The sequence below is a fragment of the Streptomyces sp. NPDC046727 genome, from assembly GCF_040645635.1.
In the GTDB taxonomy this organism is placed as follows: domain Bacteria; phylum Actinomycetota; class Actinomycetes; order Streptomycetales; family Streptomycetaceae; genus Streptomyces.
The window spans coordinates 191,916-215,300 of the sequence record NZ_JBEYYR010000012.1; the positions used below are offsets into that span (position 1 = coordinate 191,916).

The 23,385-nt window shown below is 71.0% G+C and carries 19 protein-coding genes; 16 read left to right on the forward strand and 3 right to left on the reverse strand.

Translation table 11 applies throughout. The features are described from left to right. The 8 genes from yajC (at position 1) to ABZ937_RS17895 (ending at position 9,820) form a co-directional block, all read left to right on the forward strand. The gene (gene yajC, locus ABZ937_RS17860; RefSeq protein WP_361692813.1) at positions 1-501 is read left to right on the forward strand and encodes a preprotein translocase subunit YajC; all 501 of its coding nucleotides are present in this window, start codon (positions 1-3) and stop codon (positions 499-501) included. 142 nt (positions 502-643) lie between these two features. Next, positions 644-2,434: a protein translocase subunit SecD gene (gene secD / locus ABZ937_RS17865; RefSeq protein ID WP_361692816.1), complete on the forward strand. Its 1,791-nt coding sequence runs from the start codon at positions 644-646 to the stop codon at positions 2,432-2,434. Positions 2,435-2,437: 3 nt separating this feature from the next. Then, the gene (secF, locus tag ABZ937_RS17870) at positions 2,438-3,547 is read left to right on the forward strand and encodes a protein translocase subunit SecF (RefSeq protein ID WP_361692818.1); all 1,110 of its coding nucleotides are present in this window, start codon (positions 2,438-2,440) and stop codon (positions 3,545-3,547) included. After that, a complete protein-coding gene (locus ABZ937_RS17875) occupies positions 3,544-4,083 on the forward strand; it encodes an adenine phosphoribosyltransferase (protein ID WP_361692820.1) in 540 nt (179 codons plus the stop codon). Before secF ends, ABZ937_RS17875 begins: the two co-directional genes overlap by 4 nt. 261 nt (positions 4,084-4,344) lie before the next feature. Further along, positions 4,345-6,882, forward strand: a complete 2,538-nt coding sequence (locus ABZ937_RS17880; protein WP_361692822.1) for a bifunctional (p)ppGpp synthetase/guanosine-3',5'-bis(diphosphate) 3'-pyrophosphohydrolase — start codon at positions 4,345-4,347, stop codon at positions 6,880-6,882. A gap of 26 nt (positions 6,883-6,908) precedes the next feature. Next, entirely contained in the window at positions 6,909-8,261 is a 1,353-nt protein-coding gene (locus ABZ937_RS17885; protein WP_361692824.1) for a serine/threonine-protein kinase, read from the forward strand. Next, positions 8,254-8,700 carry a hypothetical protein gene (locus ABZ937_RS17890; protein ID WP_361692826.1) on the forward strand — a complete coding sequence of 149 codons (447 nt, stop codon included), beginning with the start codon at positions 8,254-8,256 and terminating at the stop codon, positions 8,698-8,700. Before ABZ937_RS17885 ends, ABZ937_RS17890 begins: the two co-directional genes overlap by 8 nt. Then, positions 8,684-9,820, forward strand: coding sequence for a caspase family protein (locus ABZ937_RS17895; protein WP_361692828.1), 1,137 nt, complete (start codon positions 8,684-8,686; stop codon positions 9,818-9,820). The genes ABZ937_RS17890 and ABZ937_RS17895 overlap by 17 nt, the downstream gene beginning before the upstream one ends. Before the next feature lie 92 nt (positions 9,821-9,912). On the opposite strand, the gene ABZ937_RS17900 is transcribed toward ABZ937_RS17895, so the two are convergent. Then, positions 9,913-11,142, reverse strand: a complete 1,230-nt coding sequence (locus ABZ937_RS17900) for a DUF349 domain-containing protein (RefSeq protein WP_361692830.1) — start codon at positions 11,140-11,142, stop codon at positions 9,913-9,915. 203 nt (positions 11,143-11,345) lie between these two features. Next, complete coding sequence (locus tag ABZ937_RS17905; protein ID WP_361692832.1) at positions 11,346-12,170, reverse strand: peptidylprolyl isomerase; 825 nt, start codon at positions 12,168-12,170, stop codon at positions 11,346-11,348. A gap of 179 nt (positions 12,171-12,349) precedes the next feature. On the opposite strand from ABZ937_RS17905, the gene ABZ937_RS17910 reads away from it, so the two are divergent. From ABZ937_RS17910 to rpsD, 5 genes are all read left to right on the forward strand, one after another. Further along, the gene (locus tag ABZ937_RS17910; RefSeq protein ID WP_361692833.1) at positions 12,350-13,057 is read left to right on the forward strand and encodes an MBL fold metallo-hydrolase; all 708 of its coding nucleotides are present in this window, start codon (positions 12,350-12,352) and stop codon (positions 13,055-13,057) included. A gap of 13 nt (positions 13,058-13,070) precedes the next feature. Next, positions 13,071-14,333: a histidine--tRNA ligase gene (hisS, locus tag ABZ937_RS17915; protein ID WP_361692835.1), complete on the forward strand. Its 1,263-nt coding sequence runs from the start codon at positions 13,071-13,073 to the stop codon at positions 14,331-14,333. A gap of 196 nt (positions 14,334-14,529) precedes the next feature. Then, positions 14,530-15,186: a vitamin K epoxide reductase family protein gene (locus tag ABZ937_RS17920; protein ID WP_361692837.1), complete on the forward strand. Its 657-nt coding sequence runs from the start codon at positions 14,530-14,532 to the stop codon at positions 15,184-15,186. A gap of 43 nt (positions 15,187-15,229) precedes the next feature. After that, positions 15,230-16,585, forward strand: coding sequence for a replication-associated recombination protein A (locus tag ABZ937_RS17925; protein WP_361692839.1), 1,356 nt, complete (start codon positions 15,230-15,232; stop codon positions 16,583-16,585). A 294-nt stretch (positions 16,586-16,879) separates the two neighbouring features. Continuing rightward, positions 16,880-17,494: a 30S ribosomal protein S4 gene (gene rpsD / locus ABZ937_RS17930; RefSeq protein ID WP_055705441.1), complete on the forward strand. Its 615-nt coding sequence runs from the start codon at positions 16,880-16,882 to the stop codon at positions 17,492-17,494. A 21-nt stretch (positions 17,495-17,515) separates the two neighbouring features. Here rpsD and ABZ937_RS17935 read toward each other — a convergent pair whose 3' ends face one another. Further along, positions 17,516-19,738, reverse strand: coding sequence for a regulator (locus ABZ937_RS17935; RefSeq protein WP_361692841.1), 2,223 nt, complete (start codon positions 19,736-19,738; stop codon positions 17,516-17,518). Between the two features lie 153 nt (positions 19,739-19,891). Here ABZ937_RS17935 and ABZ937_RS17940 point away from each other — a divergent pair, with 153 nt between their 5' ends. Genes ABZ937_RS17940 through alaS form a run of 3 tightly spaced genes read left to right on the forward strand, consistent with a single transcriptional unit; the run spans position 19,892 to position 23,384 of the window. After that, positions 19,892-20,350: a DUF948 domain-containing protein gene (locus ABZ937_RS17940; protein WP_361692843.1), complete on the forward strand. Its 459-nt coding sequence runs from the start codon at positions 19,892-19,894 to the stop codon at positions 20,348-20,350. Positions 20,351-20,364: 14 nt separating this feature from the next. Then, positions 20,365-20,712, forward strand: a complete 348-nt coding sequence (locus ABZ937_RS17945; RefSeq protein ID WP_361692845.1) for a hypothetical protein — start codon at positions 20,365-20,367, stop codon at positions 20,710-20,712. Beyond that, on the forward strand, positions 20,712-23,384 hold the full coding sequence (gene alaS, locus ABZ937_RS17950; protein WP_361692847.1) for an alanine--tRNA ligase: 2,673 nt from the start codon (positions 20,712-20,714) through the stop codon (positions 23,382-23,384). The genes ABZ937_RS17945 and alaS overlap by 1 nt, the downstream gene beginning before the upstream one ends. The last annotated feature ends 1 nt before the right edge of the window (position 23,385 follow it).

Sequence of the window (23,385 nt, forward strand, 5' to 3'; positions counted from 1 at the left end):
GTGAATGCCTATACCCTTCTCCCGTTCATCGTGCTCATCGCGGCCATGTTCCTGATGACGCGCTCGGCCAAGAAGAAGCAGCAGCAGGCCGCCCAGATGCGGAACGAGATGCAGCCCGGCTCCGGTGTCCGCACGATCGGGGGTATGTACGCGACGGTCAAGGAGGTCAACGAGGACACGGTCCTCCTCGACGCCGGACCGGGCGTCGACCTCCTCTTCGCCAAGAACGCCATCGGCGCCGTCCTCTCGGACGACGAGTACAACCGCATCGTCCACGGCATCGAGCACGACCTGAAGTCCGACGTCGTCCCGGACGACGCCTCCTCCCTCACCGAGACCGACGAGACCGACGGATCCGCCGCCGCTGCCGCCGCCTCCGACGACAAGATCGACCTCGGTAAGAAGGACGCCGCCGAGGACGGCACCGACGCCGCCGAGGCCCCGGAGGCCAAGGCTGACGACGAGCCGAAGAAGACCGACGGCGACTCCGACGCGAAGTAGTCACGCCCCGGGACACGCGGCGGCGGCATGATGGCGCCCCGCGTATCCCGGGCGCGTCTGTTTCCCGCACGGGAGCCCGACACCATGTCATGGCCGACCGCGCCGACCGGGCGCGGGGCGGCCCGAGAGGGAGTACGAGAAGGTGGCAGCACCTAAGAGGGGCCGAAGCGCGAGCGCCCAGAGCAAGCCGGGGCGCTCGCTGGCCCTCATCCTGATCGCCATCGTGGCGCTCACCGGAGGGATGTTCCTCTCCGGGCACACCACTCCGCGTCTCGGTATCGACCTCGCCGGTGGCACGAGCATCACGCTCAAGGCGAAGGCCGACCAGGGGTCCGCGATCAACAAGGCCAACATGGACACCGCGGTCGACATCATGAACCGCCGTGTCAACGGCCTGGGCGTCTCCGAGGCGGAGGTGCAGACCCAGGGGACCGACAACATCATCGTCAACATCCCCAAGGGCACCAACTCCAAGGAGGCCCAGCAGCAGGTCGGCACCACCGCCAAGCTGTACTTCCGGCCGGTCCTGGCCAGCGAGCCCAGCGGCCCCGCGACGCAGAGCCCCTCGCCGAGCGCGTCCTCCAGCGGCAGCTCCTCGCCGAAGCCGGGCACGAGCCCGTCGTCGAGCGCCTCCTCGAAGGAGAAGGCGTCCTCGTCCGGCTCCGCGTCCCCCACGGCCACGGCCACCTCGCAGGGCCGCGCCGTCAGCGACGCCCTGAAGGCCGACTCCACCCCCTCGCCGGGCACCTCCGCCTCCGGCAGCGGCAAGCCCTCGGCCACCCCCTCGGCCTCCCCGAGCGGCGGCGCGAAGAGCGACTCCAAGCTCCAGGCGCAGTACGCGGCCCTGAACTGCACCAAGGCCACCGACCGCGCCAAGGCCGGCAAGAAGGCCAAGCCGAGCGAGACGACCGTGGCCTGCGGCGAGGTCGACGGGGCCTGGTACAAGTACCTCCTCGGCCCGGCCGCCGTGGACGGCACCGAGGTGAAGAAGGCCGCGGCGGTCTTCGACACCACGGGCGCCTCCGGCTGGCAGGTCCAGATGACCTTCACCAAGAGCGGCGCCGACAAGTTCGCGGACATCACCGGCGAGCTGGCCAAGAACCAGCGGCCGCAGAACGAGTTCGGCATCGTCCTGGACGGCGAGGTCGTCTCCAGCCCCTTCGTGCAGCAGGCCATCACCGGCGGCCAGGCGGAGATCTCCGGCAGCTTCAAGCAGGAGGAGGCGCAGAGCCTCGCCAACATGCTGTCGTACGGCGCCCTGCCGCTGTCCTTCCAGGAGCAGTCCGTCACCACCGTCACCGCCGCGCTCGGCGGTGAGCAGCTGCACGCCGGTCTGCTCGCCGGCGCGATCGGTCTCGCCCTGGTCGTGATCTACCTGGTGGTCTACTACCGCGGCCTGTCCGTCGTGGCCATGGCCTCGCTGCTGGTCTCCGCGATCCTCACCTACGTGATCATGTCGCTGCTCGGCCCGGCCATCGGCTTCGCGCTGAACCTGCCGGCCGTCTGCGGCGCCATCGTCGCGATCGGCATCACCGCGGACTCGTTCATCGTGTACTTCGAACGCATAAGGGACGAGATCCGCGAGGGCCGCTCGCTGCGCCCCGCCGTCGAGCGGGCCTGGCCGCGTGCCCGGCGCACCATCCTGGTCTCCGACTTCGTGTCGTTCCTCGCCGCCGCGGTGCTGTTCGTCGTGACCGTCGGCAAGGTGCAGGGCTTCGCCTTCACGCTGGGCCTCACCACCCTGCTCGACGTGGTCGTCGTCTTCCTCTTCACCAAGCCGCTGATGACGCTGCTCGCCCGCCGCAAGTTCTTCGCGAACGGCCACAAGTGGTCCGGACTCGACCCGAAGAGCCTGGGTGCCAAGCCGCCGCTGCGCCGCACCCGCCGTCCCGCCGGTCCCGTCTCCGGCCCTGTCGACCCGAAGGAGGCGTGAGCGATGTCGAAACTCGGCAACCTCGGCGCTCGGCTGCACCGCGGCGAGATCAGCTACGACTTCGTCGGCAAGCGCAAGATCTGGTACGGCGTCTCGATCCTGATCACCATCACGGCCATCGTCGGCCTGGCGGTGCGCGGCCTCAACATGGGCATCGAGTTCCAGGGCGGCGCGGTCTTCACGACGCCCACGAAGATGAGCACGTCGGTGGCGCAGGCGGAGGAGTACGCCGACGCCGCCTCCGGCCATCAGGCGGTCGTGCAGAAGCTGGGCAACGGCAGCCTGCGCATCCAGATCGCCGGCATCGACACCGGCCAGTCCGACAGGATCAAGCAGGAGCTGGCCAAGGACCTGAACCTCGACCCCGAGAAGCTCGCCGCCGACCTGGTCGGCCCGAGCTGGGGCGAGCAGATCGCCAACAAGGCCTGGGAGGGCCTGGCGATCTTCATGGTCCTCGTGGTGATCTACCTCGCGATCGCCTTCGAGTGGCGCATGGCCATCGCGGCGCTCGTCGCGCTGATCCACGACATCACCATCACGACCGGCATCTACGCCCTGGTCGGCTTCGAGGTCACGCCCGGCACGGTCATCGGTCTGCTGACCATCCTCGGTTACTCGCTCTACGACACGGTCGTCGTCTTCGACAGCCTCAAGGAGCAGACCAAGGACATCACCAAGCAGAGCCGGTTCACCTACAGCGACATCGCCAACCGGTCGATCAACGGCACACTGGTCCGCTCGATCAACACCACGGTCGTCGCCCTGCTGCCGGTCGCCGGTCTGCTCTTCATCGGCGGCGGCTTCCTCGGCGCGGGCACGCTCAACGACATCTCGCTGTCGCTGTTCGTCGGCCTCGCGGCCGGTGCCTACTCGTCGATCTTCATCGCCACGCCGCTCGTCGCCGACCTCAAGGAGCGCGAGCCGGCGATGAAGGCCCTCACCAAGCGGGTCCTGGCCAAGCGCGCCCAGACCGGCGCGGACGAGGAACATCCGGAGGCCCGCGCCACCGCCGGTGACGACGTCGACGACGCCGCCCCCGCCGTGGTGGGCCCGCGCAATCAGTCCGCGCCCCGCAACCGGGGCCGCGGCCGGACCTCGGGGAAGCGCCGATGACCGACATCCAGGAGCTGCTGCTCAGCCGCATCCGTGACGTCGCGGACTACCCGGAGCCGGGCGTGATGTTCAAGGACATCACCCCGCTGCTGGCCGACCCGGCGGCGTTCACCGCGCTCACCGACGCACTGGCCGAGATCGCCGCCGACACCGGCGCGACCAAGGTCGTCGGTCTGGAGGCCCGGGGCTTCATCCTCGGCGCCCCGGTCGCCGTCCGCGCGGGCCTGGGCTTCATCCCGGTCCGCAAGGCGGGCAAGCTGCCCGGAGCCACCCTGCGCCAGGCCTACGACCTGGAGTACGGCTCGGCGGAGATCGAGGTGCACGCCGAGGACCTGGCCGCCGACGACCGCGTCCTGATCGTGGACGACGTCCTGGCCACCGGCGGCACCGCCGAGGCCGCGATCCAGCTGATCCAGCGCGCGGGCGCCGAGGTCTGCGGCCTCGCGGTCCTGATGGAGCTGGGCTTCCTGGGCGGCAGGGCCCGCCTGGAGCCGGCCCTGGGCGGGGCGCGGCTGGAGGCCCTCCTCCAGGTCTGACGGATCATCCGAGCGGCAGGACAGCCGCCGCACGGCACCACGGCCGCCCCGGGAGCACCGGGGCGGCCGTCGCCGTACGGACATGCGCCGCACACCCGCACAACCCCCCGAGGTCACCTCCCGGAATCCCGCGACGGCCTCGTGCGTTGCAGCAGTAGACGGTCCTCACAGCCGCCTGGAGGCGATGGCCTGGCTCAGGATCGCTACCATGGGTTCTCCGGAGCCTGACCGGGGGACCCGGATCGCGCACGAGGAGTCCTCTTGCCAGACGAGGCCCAGCCACTGACCGCCGCCAAGCCCGAGCCCGCCTCGGCCCCCGCGGCGAAGCCCGCGCCGAGCGCTTCCCACGTGAAGAACGACACCCGTGGGACGGTCGAGCACGCCCAGTCCGCGCCCGTCGAGAAGAGCGCCGAGTCCTCGCGCCCCAAGCCGGCCCCTCCGGAGCGCCCGGCGCAGCCGCCCGTGGTGCGCCAGCCCGCCGCGCAGCCCACCCGTACCGGTTCCTCCAACCGCGTCCGGGCCCGGCTCGCCCGCCTCGGCGTCCAGCGCGCGAACCCGTACAACCCGGTCCTGGAGCCGCTGCTGCGGATAGTGCGCAGCAACGACCCGAAGATCGAGAACTCCACGCTGCGGCAGATCGAGCGCGCCTACCAGGTCGCCGAGCGCTGGCACCGCGGCCAGAAGCGCAAGAGCGGCGACCCGTACATCACGCACCCGCTCGCCGTCACCACCATCCTCGCCGAGCTGGGCATGGATCCGGCGACCCTGATGGCGGGGCTGCTGCACGACACCGTCGAGGACACCGAGTACGGCCTCGACCAGCTGCGCCGCGACTTCGGCGACACCGTCGCCCTGCTCGTCGACGGCGTCACCAAGCTGGACAAGGTCAAGTTCGGCGAGGCCGCGCAGGCCGAGACCGTGCGAAAGATGGTCGTCGCCATGGCCAAGGACCCCCGGGTCCTGGTCATCAAGCTCGCCGACCGCCTGCACAACATGCGCACCATGCGCTACCTCAAGCGCGAGAAGCAGGAGAAGAAGGCGCGCGAGACGCTGGAGATCTACGCGCCGCTCGCCCACCGTCTCGGCATGAACACCATCAAGTGGGAGCTGGAGGACCTCGCGTTCGCGATCCTCTACCCCAAGATGTACGACGAGATCGTACGGCTGGTGGCCGAGCGGGCACCGAAGCGTGACGAGTACCTGGCCATAGTGACCGACGAGGTCCAGGCCGACCTCCGCGCCGCCCGCATCAAGGCGACCGTCACCGGTCGCCCGAAGCACTACTACAGCGTCTACCAGAAGATGATCGTGCGAGGCCGCGACTTCGCCGAGATCTACGACCTGGTGGGCATCCGCGTCCTCGTCGACACGGTCCGCGACTGCTACGCCGCCCTCGGCACGGTGCACGCGCGATGGAACCCGGTCCCCGGCCGGTTCAAGGACTACATCGCGATGCCCAAGTTCAACATGTACCAGTCGCTGCACACGACGGTCATCGGCCCCAACGGCAAGCCGGTCGAGCTGCAGATCCGCACGTTCGACATGCACCGCCGCGCCGAGTACGGCATCGCCGCGCACTGGAAGTACAAGCAGGAGGCCGTCGCCGGCGCCTCCAAGGTCCGCACCGACGTGCCGAAGGCGTCCGGCAAGGACAAGGACGCCATCAACGACATGGCGTGGCTGCGGCAGCTGCTGGACTGGCAGAAGGAGACCGAGGACCCCAGCGAGTTCCTGGAGTCCCTGCGCTTCGACCTGTCCCGCAACGAGGTCTTCGTCTTCACCCCCAAGGGTGACGTCATCGCGCTCCCGGCCGGCGCCACCCCGGTGGACTTCGCGTACGCCGTCCACACCGAGGTCGGCCACCGCACCATAGGGGCGCGGGTCAACGGCCGGCTGGTACCGCTCGAGTCCACCCTGGACAACGGCGACCTGGTCGAGGTCTTCACCTCCAAGGCGCCCGGCGCCGGCCCGTCCCGGGACTGGCTGGGCTTCGTCAAGTCGCCGCGGGCGCGCAACAAGATCCGCGCCTGGTTCTCCAAGGAGCGCCGGGACGAGGCGATAGAGCAGGGCAAGGACGCCATCGTGCGGGCCATGCGCAAGCAGAACCTGCCGATCCAGCGGATCCTCACCGGCGACTCGCTCGTCACGCTCGCGCACGAGATGCGCTACTCGGACATCTCCGCGCTGTACGCGGCGATCGGCGAGGGGCACGTCTCCGCGCAGAACATCGTGCAGAAGCTCGTCCAGGCCCTCGGCGGCGAGGAGGCGGCCACCGAGGAGATCGACGAGGCGGTCCCGCCGTCCCGCACCCGCGGTCGCAAGCGCCGCTCCAGCGCCGACCCGGGCGTCGTGGTCAAGGGCGTCGACGACGTGTGGGTCAAGCTGGCCCGCTGCTGCACGCCCGTCCCCGGCGACCCGATCATCGGCTTCGTCACGCGCGGTAGCGGCGTATCGGTTCACCGCAGCGACTGCGTCAACGTCGAGTCACTGTCCCGCGAGCCGGAGCGCATCCTGGACGTCGAGTGGGCGCCCACCCAGTCCTCGGTCTTCCTGGTCGCCATCCAGGTCGAGGCCCTGGACCGCTCCCGCCTGCTCTCGGACGTCACCCGCGTCCTGTCCGACCAGCACGTCAACATCCTCTCGGCGGCCGTCCAGACCTCCCGCGACCGGGTGGCCACGTCCCGCTTCACCTTCGAGATGGGCGACCCGAAGCACCTCGGCCACGTCCTGAAGGCCGTACGGGGCGTGGAGGGCGTGTACGACGTCTACCGTGTGACATCGGGACGCAGCCGGTCGTAGGAGCGTCCGGAACGGGGGGGAGCGGCATGAGCGGGCAGGACCACGGCGGACCGGCCGCCGCGCAAACGGACGGCCCGGCCGAGCTCGTCGCCGGACGCTACCGCCTGTTACGCCGGCTCGGACGGGGCGGCATGGGCGTGGTGCACGAGGCCGAGGACGTCCAGCTGGGCCGCCGCGTCGCCGTGAAGATGCTGACGGCCGTCGAAGGGCTCGCCGCGGAGGACGTGGCCTGGGAACGCTTCCAGCGCGAGATCCGCGCGCTGGCCCGGATCGAGCACCCGGGTGTCGTCACGCTGTACGACAGCGGCGTCCACGAGGGCGTTCCGTACCTCGTGATGCAGGTTCTCGACGGTGCGAGCCTGGCCGACCTGGTCGTCGCCACCGGCCCGCTGCCCGCCTCCGCCGCCTGCACGGTCGCGCTGGGCATCACCGACGCCCTGGAGGCGGTGCACGCGACCGGGGTGGTCCACCGCGACGTCAAGCCGTCCAACGTGGGCGTCACCGGCAACGGGCGGGTGGTGCTGCAGGACTTCGGGCTGGCCCGGCTGGCCGGCGAGTCCGCGATCACCCGCACCGGTGCCCTCGTCGGCACCCCGCAGTTCATGGCCCCGGAAGCCATGACCGGTGGCCCGCGCGAGGCCGCGGCGGACTGGTACGGCCTCGGCGCCTGCCTGTACCTGATGCTGACCGGAGAGCTTCCCTTCGGCCGGACCACCGACGTCGGCGCCATCATGGAGCGCGCGCTCGACGAGGGCATCCGGCCGCTCACCGCGAGCGACGCCGTCCCGCGGCCCCTGGCCCACCTCGTCAGGGAACTGTGCCGACAGGACCCCGTGCTGCGCCTGACGGACGCCTCCGTCGTACGGGAGACCCTCGTCCCCCTGATGTACGGCGGCACCCAGGACCTCGCCGACCTCGTGACCCGGCACGTGCGCGCCGAAGCCGTGGACGCCGTACGCGCTACCGCGGTGGCCGCCCGCGGGGCGTCCGCGGTCGCGGAGGAACCCGAGTACGAGTGGGACCAGTCAGGCTCGCTCCCCGGGGTGGCGGACCTCATGAGTCCCGTCACCCTCAGCGACACCACCCGGCGCATCGTGCTCGGCAGCATGACGCCGCAGGGCGCGCTGTCCCGGCAGCGCGAGGCCGTCGGCCTGGTGCAGCGCGGACAGGTGCGGGAGGCGGCGCGGATGCTGGCGGTCGTCGTCCAGGTCTGCCTGTCCAAGCTGGGCCCCGACCACCCCACCACGCTCACCGGCCAGTACTGGCAGGCCGTGTGCCTGGCCAGGCTCGACGCCGGGGACAAGGCACTGGAGATGCTGTCCCGGGTGAACAGACGGGTCGCCGGACGAGCAGACCGAACGGACGGAACCGATGACTGACTTCGTCGTGGCCATCCCGGCACCGCCAGGGACCCCGGGGCCCGCGGACGGGCACTCAGCTGCCGAGGACGACCTGCGGTCCCTGCTGCGCTGGCTGCGTGCCGACGAGACGCTCGCCGTGCGCGCGCGGGCCGGCAGCGGATCACCGCCCGACCCGGGCGGCATGGGAGCCGGCTTCGACATCCTCCAACTGGCCCTCGGCACCGGCCTGTCCGCCGGCTCGCTCGTCGTCTCCGTCCTCCAGTGGCAGGCGGCCCGGCGCCACGCACCGGCCGTCACCCTCCGCCGCGGCGACGTGGAGGTCCTCCTGACCTCGCGGGCCGCACGGGACGAGGAGACCGTCAGACGCATCGTCGAGCTGCTCGACGGCACCTCGCCGAACGGCGGCCTCCCGCACCCCAGGAGCGAGGAGCCCGGAGGCGATGACCCCACTGCCTGACCCGGTGCACTCGCGGGCCGTCCTCGTCGGCACCGCCTCCTACCGCCATCTGCCGCAACTCCCCGCCGTCGAGGCCAACGTGGTGGACCTCGCGGCGGAGCTCTGCGACCCGACCGTGTGGGGCCTGCCCGTACGGCACTGCGCGGTCGTCACGGACCCGCTCAGCCCGCAGACCGTCCTGGACCCGGTGTACCAGGCCGGCGAGGAGGCCACGGACACCCTCTTCGTGTACTTCTCCGGCCACGGCATGCGCGACACCGACTCCGCCGACCTGTACCTCGCGCTGGGCGACTCCCGCGAGCACCTGGGCTACACCGCCGTCGCCTACCAGCACCTGCGCACCGCGCTGCGCTCCTCCCGCGCCCGGCGCAAGATCGTCGTGCTCGACTGCTGCTTCAGCGGCCGCGCCGCCCGGGCGCTCACCGGCGGGGACGTGCTCGCCGCCGAGGCCGCCGTCGACGGCGCCTACGTGCTGACCGCCTCGCCCGGTGACCGCATCGCCCTCGCTCCCGACGGCGAGCGGAACACCGCGTTCACCGCCGAGCTGCTGCGCGTCCTGCGCGAGGGCGTCACCGAGGGACCCGAGCTGATCGACCTGGACACGCTCTACCGGGTCCTGGAAGAACGCCTGCGCGCCAAGAACCGCCCCCTGCCGCAGCGCTCCCAGGAGAACGGCGTCGGACGGCTCCCGCTGGCCCGCAACAAGGCCCGCGCCGGCCGCCGCACCCTGGCCGGCCCGGTGCTGGCCACCGAGGTGCGCGCCGCCGTCGTCGCCACCGGCCTCGCCCTCGCCCGGCTGCTGCGCGCCACCGGCAACACCCGCGACGCCCTGCCGGTGCTGCGGCTCGCGCTCCAGGAGCAGCAGTCCGCGGGAGCGCGGGGCGACATGGTCGCCGTACAGCTGGAGCTGTCGGAGCTGCTCGCGGAGACCGGCCAGGTGGGGGAGGCGATCGAGGTACTGGAGCTGGCCTTCCAGCAGGTGCACAAGGGATACGGTCCGGAAGCCGTGCTCGTCTGCCGGCGGCTGGCCGAACTGCTCCAGGAGTCCGGCAACCATCTGCAGGCCTGCGAGGTGCTCAAGCACGCCCTGGACATCAGCGAGCACGCCGGACCCGCCTGAAGGCGCCTCGAAGGCGCCCGGCAGGGCACCCGCCGGAAACGACGGGGCGGCCCGGGGTGGAGCACCACCGGGCCGCCTCGGCGTCGCCTCGATCAGCCGCCGAACTCCTGCAGGCCCTTCAGAGCCTGGTCCAGGAGCGCCTGGCGGCCCTCCAGCTCACGCTCCAGCTTGTCCGCCTTGGAGTTGTTGCCCTGGGCGCGCGCCTGCTCGATCTGCGCCCTCAGCTTGTCCACGGCGGCCTGCAGCTGACCGGTCAGACCCTCGGCACGCGCGCGTGCCTCCGGGTTCGTCCGGCGCCACTCGGCCTCCTCGGCCTCCTGGATCGCCCGCTCGACGGAGTGCATCCGGCCCTCGACCTTCGGCCGCGCGTCCCGCGGGACGTGACCGATGGCCTCCCAGCGCTCGTTGATCGAGCGGAAGGCGGCCCGCGCGGACTTCAGGTCGGTGATCGGCAGGAGCTTCTCGGCCTCCTCGGCCAGCTCCTCCTTGAGCTTCAGGTTCTCCGACTGCTCCGCGTCCCGCTCGGCGAACACCGAGCTGCGGGCGGCGAAGAACACGTCCTGGGCGCCGCGGAAGCGGTTCCACAGGTCGTCCTCGTGCTCGCGCTGAGCGCGGCCCGCGGCCTTCCACTCCGCCATCAGCTCGCGGTACCGGGCGGCCGTCGGACCCCAGTCCGTCGAACCCGACAGCGCCTCGGCCTCAGCGACCAGCCGCTCCTTGGTCCGGCGGGCCTCCTCGCGCTGTGCGTCCAGCTGCGCGAAGTGCGCCTTGCGGCGCTTGGAGAACGCCGACCGGGCGTGCGAGAAGCGGTGCCACATCTCGTCGTCCGACTTGCGGTCCAGCCGCGGCAGACCCTTCCAGGTGTCCACCAGCGCCCGCAGCCGCTCACCGGCGGCCCGCCACTGGTCGGACTGCGCCAGCTGCTCGGCCTCCGCGACCAGGTCCTCCTTGGCCTTGCGGGCCTCGTCGGACTGCTTGGCCCGCTGCGCCTTGCGCTCCTCGCGGCGGGCCTCGACGGTCGCCACGAGCTTGTCCAGCCGGCCCCGCAGCGCGTCCAGGTCGCCGACCGCGTGGTGCGCGTCCACCTGCTCGCGCAGATGGCCGATGGCCACCTGGGCGTCCTTCGCCGACAGGTCGGTGGTCTGCACTCGCTTCTCGAGGAGGCCGATCTCGACAACCAGGCCCTCGTACTTGCGCTCGAAGTAGGCCAGCGCCTCCTCGGGGGAGCCGGCCTGCCAGGAACCGACGACCTGCTCGCCGTCGGCCGTACGCACGTACACGGTCCCCGTCTCGTCGACGCGGCCCCACGGGTCGCTGCTCACAGCGCCTCCTCCACATGATGCCTGCGAGGGGCCTCAGCGCCCCGGGCATCGTCCACAGTTTCGTCACGGCCAACATAGGCGACCAGCGGGTTGCCTGTCCGCATCCAGCGCGACCGAAATTCCGCTACCGGCCGTGTTGACCTTCACGTCCGGTGGCCGGTCCGGGCCGCGCGGGGTCACCGCGCGCGGCCCGGGAGCCGCGGTCAGGACTTGGTGACCGTGGCCTTGTCGATCACGACCGTCGCGTTCGGCGCGCCGTCGCCGCCGCCCGTGCTCTCGCCGGCCGCGGCGATCTTGTTCAGCACCTTCATGCCCGCGGCGTCGATGGTGCCGAACGGGGTGTAGCTGGGCGGCAGCTGGCTGTCCTTGTAGACGAGGAAGAACTGGCTGCCGCCGGTGTGCTTCTGCCCGGTGTTGGCCATCGCCACGGTGCCCGCCGGGTAGATGTTGTTCTTCAGGCTCTTGTCCTTGAGGTTCTCGTCCGGGAGCGTGTAGCCCGGACCGCCCATGCCGGTGCCCTGCGGGTCGCCGCACTGCAGGACGTAGATGCCCTGGGTGGTCAGGCGGTGGCACTTGGTGTGGTCGAAGTAGCCCTTGCCCGCCAGGAAGTCGAACGAGTTCACCGTGTGCGGGGCGGCCGACGTCTTCAGCGCGATGCCGATGTCGCCGCACGTCGTCGCGAGCTTGAGCGAGTACTTCGCCGACGTGTCGATCGTCATCGCCGGCTCCTTCTTCCAGCTCAGCTTCTCCACCGAGCCGGACGCCGGCTTCTTGCACGGGTCCTGGGCCTTGCCGCTCGGCGTGGGGCTCGGGGTGACCTCCGCGCCGGCGTTCGTCTTCTTGTCGTCGTCGTTCTTCAGCACCCCGGTCGTGTACAGCGCGACACTGCCGATCACGACCACGCCCAGTACCGACGCGATCACGGAGTTGCGCAGGCGGGCCTTGCGCCGCGCCTCGGTGCGCCGCTGCTGCTGCCGCAAGAACTTCTCCCGGGCGAGCTGACGCCGCCGCTGCTCCTGGCTGACCACCGGGTTCTCTCCTCATGCGTGTCGTGTGTCGGGCGGTACGCCTGCGTGCTCGTGAACCGACCGCTGCGTGTAGCCCCGTACCGTATATGGGTTCGCTGAGGAAACGGCAGCGCCGGTAGGCTCTGACAGCAGCTGAAGCTGCCTGTAGCCGCCTGTAGTCGACACCACGAAGGACGATCGTGCTCATTGCCGGGTTCCCCGCCGGGGCCTGGGGGACGAACTGTTATCTCGTCGCCCCCGCCGCCGGTGAGGAGTGCGTGATCATCGACCCCGGCCACCAGGCCGCCCAAGGCGTCGAGGAAGCGCTGAAGAAGCATCGGCTCAAGCCCGTCGCCGTCGTCCTCACCCACGGCCACATCGACCACGTGGCCTCGGTCGTCCCCGTCTGCGGGGCGCACGACGTGCCGGCCTGGATCCACCCCGAGGACCGGTACATGATGAGCGACCCCGAGAAGGCGATCGGCCGGTCCATCGGCATGCCGCTGATGGGCGAGCTGACCGTGGGCGAGCCGGACGACGTCAAGGAGCTGACCGACGGCGCGAGGCTGGAGCTGGCCGGGCTGGAACTCTCCGTCGCGCACGCGCCCGGCCATACCAAGGGGTCGGTGACCTTCGGCCTGCCCGAGGCGGCGGACATCCCGCCGATCCTGTTCTCGGGCGACCTGCTGTTCGCCGGCTCCATCGGCCGCACCGACCTGCCCGGTGGCTCCATGGAGGACATGCTCGACTCGCTGGCCCGCGTGTGCCTGCCGCTCGACGACTCCACCGTGGTGCTGCCCGGTCACAACGAGCACACGACCATCGGCCGTGAGCGCGCCACCAACCCCTATCTGCGGCAGGTGGCGGCCGGCCAGGGAGCCTCCCCGGCTCCCCGACGAGGAATGTGACGAGAGACCTTCCGTGAGCACCTTCAAGGCCCCCAAGGGCACCTACGACCTGATCCCGCCGGACTCGGCCACGTACCTGGCGGTCCGCGAGGCGATCGCCGCTCCGCTGCGCAACTCCGGCTACGGCTACATCGAGACCCCCGGCTTCGAGAACGTCGAACTCTTCGCGCGCGGTGTCGGCGAGTCCACCGACATCGTGACCAAGGAGATGTACGCCTTCGAGACCAAGGGCGGCGACAGGCTGGCCCTGCGCCCCGAGGGCACCGCGTCCGTGCTGCGCGCGGCCCTGGAGGCCAACCTGCACAAGGCGGGCAACCTCCCGGTCAAGCTCTGGTACTCCGGCTCGTACTACCGCTACGAGCGCCCCCAGAAGGGCCGCTACAGGCACTTCTCCCAGGTCGGCGCCGAGGCGATCGGCGCCGAGGACCCGGCGCTGGACGCCGAGCTGATCATCCTGGCCGACCAGGCGTACCGCTCGCTGGGGCTCAGCGACTTCCGCATCCTGCTGAACAGCCTGGGCGACAAGGAGTGCCGCCCGGTCTACCGCGCCGCCCTGCAGGAGTTCCTGCGCGGCCTCGACCTGGACGAGGACACGCGCCGCCGGGTCGACATCAACCCGCTGCGCGTCCTGGACGACAAGCGCGAGTCGGTCCAGAAGCAGCTGACCGGCGCGCCGCTGCTGCGCGACTACCTGTGCGACGCCTGCAAGGCGTACCACGAGGAGGTCCGCGAGCTGATCACCGCCGCGGGTGTCTCCTTCGAGGACGACCCGAAGCTGGTCCGCGGCCTGGACTACTACACGCGGACGACCTTCGAGTTCGTGCACGACGGCCTGGGCTCCCAGTCCGCGGTGGGCGGCGGCGGCCGGTACGACGGCCTGTCCGAGATGATCGGCGGCCCCGCGCTGCCGTCCGTCGGCTGGGCCCTGGGCGTCGACCGCACGGTCCTCGCGCTGGAGGCGGAGGGAGTCGAACTGGACATCCCGTCGGCGACCAGCGTGTACGCGGTCCCGCTCGGCGAGGAGGCCCGCCGGGTGCTGTTCGCGAAGGTCACCGAGCTGCGCAAGGTGGGCATCGCGGCGGACTTCTCCTACGGCTCCAAGGGCCTGAAGGGCGCCATGAAGAACGCCAACCGCTCGGGCGCCCGCTACACCGTCGTCGCCGGCGAGCGCGACCTCGCCGAGGGCGTCGTCCAGCTCAAGGACATGGAGTCCGGCGAGCAGACGGCGATCGGCGTGAACGAGATCGTGGCGGAGCTGGAGGCACGCCTCGGCTAGTCCGCAGCGCACCGGAAGGGCGCCGGGAGGTTCTCCCGGCGCCCTTCGTCACACCACGTGAACCGCGGCCGGAACCGAACGATCCGGGGCCACCGTGCGTACCTCCTTATGCCCATCGAACGGTGGAGGCACAGGCGCGTGCGGCACAATGACCCATGCCCGAAGATGGTCCAACTCTCAAGTGACGGATCGGCAGATGAGCAAGACGACAGTGAACGAGGTCTCCGCGGAGCCCGGTCCGGAGCGCGCCGTCGACGCCCCGCGCGCGGTGGGCGGCAGCCGGGCCTTCGCCATCCTGCTGGTGATCACCGGCGCGGCCGGACTGCTCGCCGCCTGGGTCATCACGATCGACAAGTTCAAGCTGCTGGAAGCCAAGGTCGCCGGCAAGACGTTCACCCCCGGGTGCAGCCTCAACCCGGTGGTCTCCTGCGGCAGCGTCATGGAGAGCAAGCAGGCCGCCGCCTTCGGCTTCCCCAACCCGATGCTCGGCCTGGTCTGCTACGGCATCGTCATCTGCGTCGGCATGAGCCTGCTGGCCCGCGCCCGGTTCCCGCGCTGGTACTGGCTGACCTTCAACTTCGGCACCCTGTTCGGCGTGGCCTTCTGCACCTGGCTGCAGTTCCAGTCCCTGTACCGGATCAACGCGCTGTGCCTGTGGTGCTCGCTGGCCTGGGTCGCCACGATCACCATGTTCTGGTACGTCACGTCGTTCAACATCCGCAACGACTTCCTGCCGTCCCCGCGCTGGCTGAAGTCCTTCTTCGGCGAGTTCACCTGGGTGCTGCCGGTCCTGCACGTCGGCATCATCGGCATGCTCGTCCTGACCCGCTGGTGGGATTTCTGGACCAGCTGACGGCCCGGAGAGGATTGTCAGTGCGGTGTCTTAGGGTTTCAGCGTGGAACCCGACCTCTTCACCGCCGCAGCGGAAGAACGCCAGGAGAAGGACCCGGCAGGCAGCCCCCTGGCGGTGCGCATGCGCCCGCGCACGCTCGACGAGGTCGTGGGCCAGCAGCATCTGCTGAAGCCCGGCTCGCCCCTGCGCCGCCTGGTCGGCGAGGGCTCCGGCGGCCCCGCCGGACCGTCCTCGGTGATCCTCTGGGGCCCGCCCGGCACCGGCAAGACCACCCTGGCGTACGTGGTGTCGAAGGCGACCGACAAGCGGTTCGTGGAGCTGTCCGCGATCACCGCGGGCGTCAAGGAGGTCCGCGCGGTCATCGACGGCGCCCGCCGCGCCACCGGCGGCTTCGGCAAGGAGACCGTCCTCTTCCTGGACGAGATCCACCGCTTCAGCAAGGCCCAGCAGGACTCCCTGCTCCCGGCCGTGGAGAACCGCTGGGTGACCCTGATCGCGGCCACCACGGAGAACCCGTACTTCTCGGTCATCTCCCCGCTGCTCTCCCGCTCCCTGCTGCTCACCCTCGAACCCCTCACCGACGACGACATCCGGGGTCTGCTGCGGCGCGCGCTCGCCGACGAGCGCGGCCTGAAGGACGCCGTCACGCTCCCCGAGGACACCGAGGAACACCTGCTGCGGATCGCCGGCGGCGACGCCCGCCGCGCCCTGACCGCCCTGGAGGCCGCCGCCGGGGCCGCCCTGGACCAGGGCGAGAGCGAGATCAGCCTCCAGACGCTGGAGCAGACCGTCGACCGGGCCGCCGTGAAGTACGACCGCGACGGCGACCAGCACTACGACGTCGCCAGCGCCCTCATCAAGTCCATCCGCGGCTCCGACGTCGACGCGGCCCTGCACTACCTGGCCCGCATGATCGAGGCCGGCGAGGACCCCCGGTTCATCGCCCGCCGCCTGATGATCTCCGCCAGCGAGGACATCGGCCTGGCCGACCCGAACGCCCTGCCGATCGCGGTCGCCGCCGCCCAGGCCGTCGCCATGATCGGCTTCCCGGAGGCCGCCCTCACCCTCAGCCACGCCACGATCGCCCTGGCGCTCGCCCCCAAGTCCAACGCGGCGACGACCGCGATCGGCGCCGCCATGGAGGACGTGCGCAAGGGCCTGGCCGGCCCGGTGCCGCCGCATCTGCGCGACGGGCACTACCAGGGCGCCGCCAAGCTCGGCCACGCCCAGGGGTACGTGTACCCGCACGACCTGCCCGAGGGCATCGCCCAGCAGCAGTACGCCCCGGACGCCCTGAAGGACCGCGAGTACTACACGCCGAGCCGGCACGGCGCCGAGGCCAGATACGCGGACGCCGTGGAATGGACCCGCAAGCACCTCGGTCGCAAGCGGTCCTGAGCACCCTGTAGACTGCTCCGAAGTGCTGAGTCCCGTGCTGTCAGAACGGGACAGACAGCCGGAACCCCCAGCGGGTTCCAGGAGCGTCGCGCACCGTCGAACGGTGTCGCGGGCAGCCCACCACCACCCGAACTCCCGGGGACGGTCGGTGGGCCACTCGCGTGCTGCACGTATGTGCCCAGATCAGGGAAGCGGCTGCCCGACAGGTCCCCAGCGGACCCGACGGGTCTTCCCGGCTGCGGATGCGACCTCCCTAACCCTGACAAGCCGGAAACCTAGGAAAGAGACAAACAAGTGGCGAACCAGTCCCGCCCCAAGGTCAAGAAGTCGCGTGCCCTCGGCATCGCGCTGACGCCGAAGGCCGTCAAGTACTTCGAGGCCCGCCCCTACCCGCCGGGTGAGCACGGCCGTGGCCGCAAGCAGAACTCGGACTACAAGGTCCGTCTGCTGGAGAAGCAGCGCCTGCGCGCTCAGTACGACATCTCCGAGCGTCAGCTGGTCCGCGCCTACGAGCGTGCCTCCAAGGTGCAGGGCAAGACCGGTGAGGCCCTGATCGTCGAGCTGGAGCGCCGCCTCGACGCGCTGGTCCTGCGTTCGGGCATCGCCCGCACGATCTACCAGGCCCGCCAGATGGTCGTCCACGGCCACATCCAGGTCAACGGCCAGAAGGTCGACAAGCCGTCCTTCCGTGTCCGCCCGGACGACGTCGTGCAGGTCCGCGACCGCTCCAAGGACAAGACGCTCTTCACGATCGCCCGTGAGGGTGGCTTCGCCCCCGAGGGCGAGACCCCGCGCTACCTCCAGGTGAACCTCAAGGCCCTGGCGTTCCGCCTGGACCGCGAGCCGAACCGCAAGGAGATCCCGGTGATCTGCGACGAGCAGCTCGTCGTCGAGTACTACGCCCGCTGACCCCAGCCCCGGCGCAGCACCTCAGCCCGCCGTCTCCCCGCCCTTCCGGGTGGGCGAGGCGGCGGGTTCGCGTTTCCCGGGCTCCGTCTGCTTCCCGGCCTCGCCCCGCGTCCCGGGCTCGCCGTCACCGGGCACCGGCCCGCGCGGCGCCGGCAGCCCGCCCAGCGCCCGTACCTCCCGGTGCCGCAGCGCCCGGGCCACCGCCGCCTCCCGGTCCAGCCCGGCCCCCTCCCGCACGCACTCCGCGTACCGGGCGTCACCGAGCGCCTGCCGCGCGGCGGCCTCGCACTGCTCGTGCGGGGCGTTGTAGTACGCCGAACCGAACAGCGGCAGCCCGACCGAGGGCCACAGCCGCCCGGCGGCGCCCTGCAGCACCGCGGCCTCCACCGGATCGCCCTGCGTCACCGTCACCAGCGCCAGCAGCTCGATCGACAGCACCGAACCCAGCAGGTCGTGGAAGGCGTGCGCGTTGCCCAGACAGTCCGCCAGCAGCTCCCGCGCGCCGGCGGGATCCCCGTCGAGCCAGGCCGCGTACGCCAGCACGTACAGCGCGTACGACCGCGCCCACCGTTCCCCGTGGTCCTCGCAGACCCGGCGCACGTCCTCGCACAGCCGCACCGCGTCCGGCACATCCCCCTGGAACGCCCGCGTCATCGCCAGCTCCACCTGGCCCATCAGGACGTTGCTGTTCAGCTCGCCGATCTCCTGATAGCGCTCCAGCGCCGACCGCAGCAGCGTTTCTGCGCGGGCCATGTCATCCGTGACGAGCGCCAGACAGCCGGTGCGGTGCTCGGCGTACGCCAGCGCCGTCGCGTCGGCCGACCGTTCCGCCTGCTCCCGGCACGCCTGCAGCGCCTGCAGCGCCGGTACGGTGTCGCCCTGGAGGATCGCCACATAGCCGAGCACCCACAGCGCCTTCAGCCGGGACTGCTCGTACCCCGACTCCAGCTCCACGCTGCGCTCCAGCCAGCGCCGCCCCTCCGAGAGCCGGCCGCAGCCCACCCAGCAGAACCACAGCGAACCGGCCAGATGCTGGCCGAGGTGCGCCTCCTCCGGCTCGGTCAGACAGGACTCCAGCGCGGTCCGCAGATTGGGCAGCTCGGCGTCCACGCGCGCGGCCACCTCCCGCTGCCGGGGCGAGAACCATTCCAGCTCGCACCAGGTCGCCAGGCCCAGGTACCAGTCCCGGTGCCGTCGGCGCAGCCGGCCCGCGTCCCCGGTCGCCTCCAGCCAGTCGGCGCCGTAGGCCCGGACGGTGTCCAGCATCCGGTAGCGGGGGCCCGTCGGCGTCTCCTCGCGGGAGATCACCGACTGGGCGAGCAGCTCGGACAGCACGTCCAGGACGTCCTCGGCGGCCATCCCCTCCCCGCTGCACACGTACTCGGCCGCCTCCAGGTCGAAGGACCCCGCGAACACGGACAGCCGCGCCCACAGCAGCCGCTCGGCGGGTGTGCACAGCTCATGGCTCCAGCCGATCGCCGTGCGCAGCGTCCGGTGCCGGGGGAGGGCGTCCCGGCCACCGCCGGTCAGCAGCCGGAACCGGTCGTCGAGGCGCTGCAGCAGCTGCCCCGGGGACAGCGCCCGCAGCCGCCCGGCCGCCAGCTCCAGCGCCAGCGGGATCCCCTCAAGACGGCGGCACAGCTCCCGCACCTCGGCGGTGTCGGCCACCGGCACGCCCTGTGTCCGGGCCCGGTCCGCGAACAGCTCCACCGCCTCGTCCCCGCCGAGCGGCGCCAGCGGGAACAGCCGTTCGCCCGCCAGGCCCAGCGGGCGCCGGCCCGTGGCCAGTACCCGCAGCTCCGGCAGCTTGCGCAGCAGCTCCGCCACCAGCTCGGCGCAGGCCGCCACCAGGTGCTCGAACCCGTCGACCACCAGCAGGGCCCGGCGGCCGGCCAGATGCTCCAGCAGCGTCTCCCGGGGCAGGCGGGTGGTGTGGTCGGTCAGCGCCAGCGCCTCCACGACCGCGTACTCCACGAACTGCGGATCGCGCACCGGCGCCAGCTCGACCCGCCCCCAGCCCGCGGCGGGTGTGCCACGCGCGAGGTCACCGGACGCCCACCGCGCCGCCGCCCGCACGGCCAGCCGGGACTTGCCGACCCCGCCCACCCCGGTCACGGTCACCAGCCGGGACTGGCCGAGCGCCGTCGTCAGCCCGGCCAGCTCGGCCGAGCGCCCGACGAAAGCGGTGAGTTCGAGGGGCGGATCGCCGTCCGTCCAAGGACCGGCGCTGTGAGGACCTCGCATGGGACACGGAGCGTACTGAACCGTGTTCATTCCGTACAATCGCTTCCCGCAACTCCACCCCTCGCGTGCGGTAATCCGGTGCGGAGCCTCCGCCTCGGCGCGATAGGCTCGGGGCACGACATTTTCGATGCTCAGGCACGTTTCAGGGAGCGGGTGCGCACAGTGTCCGGTGGAGAGGTGGCCGGGATCCTGGTGGCCGTCTTCTGGGCGATCCTGGTCTCCTTCCTCGCGGTGGCACTGGCGAGGCTGGCCCAGACGCTCAAGGCGACCACCAAGCTCGTCGCGGACGTGACCGACCAGGCGGTCCCGTTGCTCGCCGACGCCTCCCAGGCGGTGCGCTCCGCGCAGACCCAGATCGACCGGGTCGACGCGATCGCCTCCGACGTCCAGGAAGTCACGTCGAACGCCTCCGCCCTGTCGACCACCGTCGCCTCCACCTTCGGCGGCCCGCTGGTCAAGGTCGCGGCCTTCGGCTACGGCGTCCGCCGGGCGCTGGGCGGCCGCAAGGAGGAGGACGTGCCCGCCAAGTCCCCCCGGCGTACGGTGATCGTGGGCCGTACGGTACCGGCCGCGCGACGGAGCAAGCGGAACCGCGGGAACACCGGAAAGTAGGAGCGCCAGGTCAGATGTTCCGCCGTACCTTCTGGTTCACCACCGGTGTCGCCGCCGGTGTGTGGGCCACCACCAAGGTCAACCGCAAGCTCAAGCAGCTGACCCCGGAGAGCCTGGCCGCGACCGCGGCGAACAAGGCCCTGGAGACCGGTCAGCGGCTCAAGGACCGCGCGGTCGGCTTCGCGCTCGACGTCCGCGACAACATGGCGCAGCGGGAGGCCGAGCTGGGCGAGGCCCTCGGGATCCACGAGAACCCCGAACTCCCCGCACCCCGGCGGTACGCCGCCATCGAGAACAACCGAAGCACACCGAAGTACATCGAATCCCCGATGCACTCGTACGACCGGAATGAGGACCACTGATGGAGTCGGCCGAGATTCGCCGCCGCTGGTTGAGCTTCTTCGAGGAGCGCGGGCACACCGTCGTCCCTTCGGCGTCGCTCATCGCGGACGACCCGACTCTGCTGCTCGTCCCGGCCGGCATGGTGCCCTTCAAGCCCTACTTCCTGGGTGAGGTCAAGCCGCCCTTCCCGCGCGCCACCAGCGTGCAGAAGTGCGTGCGCACGCCCGACATCGAAGAGGTCGGCAAGACCACGCGCCACGGCACGTTCTTCCAGATGTGCGGCAACTTCTCCTTCGGCGACTACTTCAAGGAAGGCGCCATCAAGCTCGCCTGGGAGCTGCTCACCGGCGCCCAGGACAAGGGCGGTTACGGCCTCGACCCCGAGCGCCTGTGGATCACCGTCTACCAGGACGACGACGAGGCCGAGCAGATCTGGCACGAGGTCGTCGGCGTGCCCAAGGAGCGCATCCAGCGCCTGGGTATGAAGGACAACTTCTGGTCCATGGGCGTCCCCGGCCCCTGCGGCCCCTGCTCCGAGATCAACTACGACCGCGGCCCCGAGTTCGGCGTCGAGGGCGGCCCCGCCGTCAACGACGAGCGGTACGTGGAGATCTGGAACCTCGTCTTCATGCAGTACGAGCGCGGCGAGGGCACCGGCAAGGACAACTTCGAGATCCTCGGTGACCTGCCGAGCAAGAACATCGACACGGGCCTCGGCCTGGAGCGGCTCGCCATGATTCTGCAGGGCGTGCAGAACATGTACGAGATCGACACCTCCATGGCCGTCATCGACAAGGCCACCGAGCTGACCGGCGTCCGCTACGGCGACTCCCACGCCTCGGACGTCTCCCTGCGCGTCGTGACCGACCACATGCGTACGGCCACCATGCTCATCGGCGACGGCGTCACCCCCGGCAACGAGGGCCGTGGCTACGTCCTGCGCCGCATCATGCGCCGCGCCATCCGCAACATGCGGCTCCTGGGGGCCACCGGTCCGGTCGTGCTCGACCTGGTCGACACCGTGATCCGGATGATGGGCCAGCAGTACCCCGAGCTGCTCACCGACCGCGAGCGCATCGAGAAGGTCGCCCTCGCCGAGGAGAACGCCTTCCTCAAGACGCTGAAGGCCGGCACCAACATCCTCGACACGGCCGTCACCGAGACCAAGCAGGCCGGCTCCACGATCCTGCCCGGCGACAAGGCGTTCCTGCTCCACGACACCTGGGGCTTCCCGATCGACCTCACCCTGGAGATGGCCGCCGAGCAGGGCCTCTCCGTGGACGAGGAGGGCTTCCGCCGCCTGATGAAGGAGCAGCGGGAGCGCGCCAAGGCCGACGCCCAGGCCAAGAAGACCGGCCACGCCGACATGGGCGCCTACCGCGAGATCGCCGACACCGCCGGCGAGACCGACTTCATCGGCTACACCGACACCGAGGGCGAGACCACGATCGTCGGCATCCTGGTCGACGGCGTCTCCTCCCCGGCCGCCACCGAGGGCGACGAGGTCGAGATCGTGCTCGACCGCACCCCGTTCTACGCCGAGGGCGGCGGCCAGATCGGCGACACCGGCCGCATCAAGGTGGACTCCGGTGCCGTCATCGAGGTCCGCGACTGCCAGAAGCCGGTCCCGGGCGTGTACGTCCACAAGGGCGTCGTCCAGGTCGGCGAGGTGACCGTCGGTGCCAAGGCCCACGCCTCCATCGACGCCCGCCGCCGCACGGCCATCGCCCGCGCCCACTCGGCCACCCACCTGACCCACCAGGCCCTGCGTGACGCCCTCGGCCCGACGGCCGCCCAGGCCGGTTCCGAGAACCAGCCCGGCCGCTTCCGCTTCGACTTCGGCTCCCCGGCCGCCGTGCCGACGGCCGTGATGACCGACGTCGAGCAGAAGATCAACGAGGTGCTCTCCCGCGACCTCTCCGTGCACGCCGAGGTCATGGGCATCGACGAGGCCAAGAAGCAGGGCGCCATCGCCGAGTTCGGCGAGAAGTACGGCGAGCGGGTCCGCGTGGTGACCATCGGCGACTTCTCCAAGGAGCTGTGCGGTGGCACGCACGTGCACAACACCTCCCAGCTGGGCCTGGTGAAGCTGCTCGGCGAGTCCTCCATCGGCTCGGGTGTCCGCCGTATCGAGGCCCTGGTCGGCGTGGACGCCTACAACTTCCTCGCCCGCGAGCACACGGTCGTCAACCAGCTGACCGAGCTGCTCAAGGGCCGCCCGGAGGAGCTGCCCGAGAAGGTCTCCTCGATGCTCGGCAAGCTGAAGGACGCCGAGAAGGAGATCGAGAAGTTCCGCGCCGAGAAGGTGCTCCAGGCCGCCGCCGGCCTCGCCGAGTCCGCCAAGGACGTCCGTGGCGTGGCCGTCGTCACCGGCCAGGTCCCGGACGGCACCACGCCGGACGACCTGCGCAAGCTGGTCCTCGACGTGCGCGGCCGCATCCAGGGCGGCCGGGCCGCCGTCGTGGCCCTCTTCACCGTCAACAACGGCAAGCCGCTCACGGTCATCGCCACCAACGAGGCCGCCCGCGAGCGCGGCCTGAAGGCCGGTGACCTGGTCCGTACGGCCGCCAAGACGCTCGGCGGCGGCGGTGGCGGCAAGCCGGACGTCGCCCAGGGCGGCGGCCAGAACCCGGCCGCCGTCGGTGAGGCCGTCGAGGCCGTCGAGCGGCTCGTCGCCGAGACGGCGAAGTAGG

What these genes read in the sequence shown, in the direction of transcription:
- secF (WP_361692818.1), top strand. Translation starts at nt 2,438, where the DNA reads ATGTCGAAACTCGGCAACCTCGGCGCTCGGCTGCACCGCGGCGAGATC.
- ABZ937_RS17875 (WP_361692820.1), top strand. Translation starts at nt 3,544, where the DNA reads ATGACCGACATCCAGGAGCTGCTGCTCAGCCGCATCCGTGACGTCGCG.
- ABZ937_RS17885 (WP_361692824.1), top strand. Translation starts at nt 6,909, where the DNA reads ATGAGCGGGCAGGACCACGGCGGACCGGCCGCCGCGCAAACGGACGGC.
- ABZ937_RS17890 (WP_361692826.1), top strand. Translation starts at nt 8,254, where the DNA reads ATGACTGACTTCGTCGTGGCCATCCCGGCACCGCCAGGGACCCCGGGG.
- ABZ937_RS17895 (WP_361692828.1), top strand. Translation starts at nt 8,684, where the DNA reads ATGACCCCACTGCCTGACCCGGTGCACTCGCGGGCCGTCCTCGTCGGC.
- ABZ937_RS17920 (WP_361692837.1), top strand. Translation starts at nt 14,530, where the DNA reads ATGAGCAAGACGACAGTGAACGAGGTCTCCGCGGAGCCCGGTCCGGAG.
- ABZ937_RS17935 (WP_361692841.1), bottom strand. Translation starts at nt 19,738, where the DNA reads ATGCGAGGTCCTCACAGCGCCGGTCCTTGGACGGACGGCGATCCGCCC.
- ABZ937_RS17945 (WP_361692845.1), top strand. Translation starts at nt 20,365, where the DNA reads ATGTTCCGCCGTACCTTCTGGTTCACCACCGGTGTCGCCGCCGGTGTG.
- alaS (WP_361692847.1), top strand. Translation starts at nt 20,712, where the DNA reads ATGGAGTCGGCCGAGATTCGCCGCCGCTGGTTGAGCTTCTTCGAGGAG.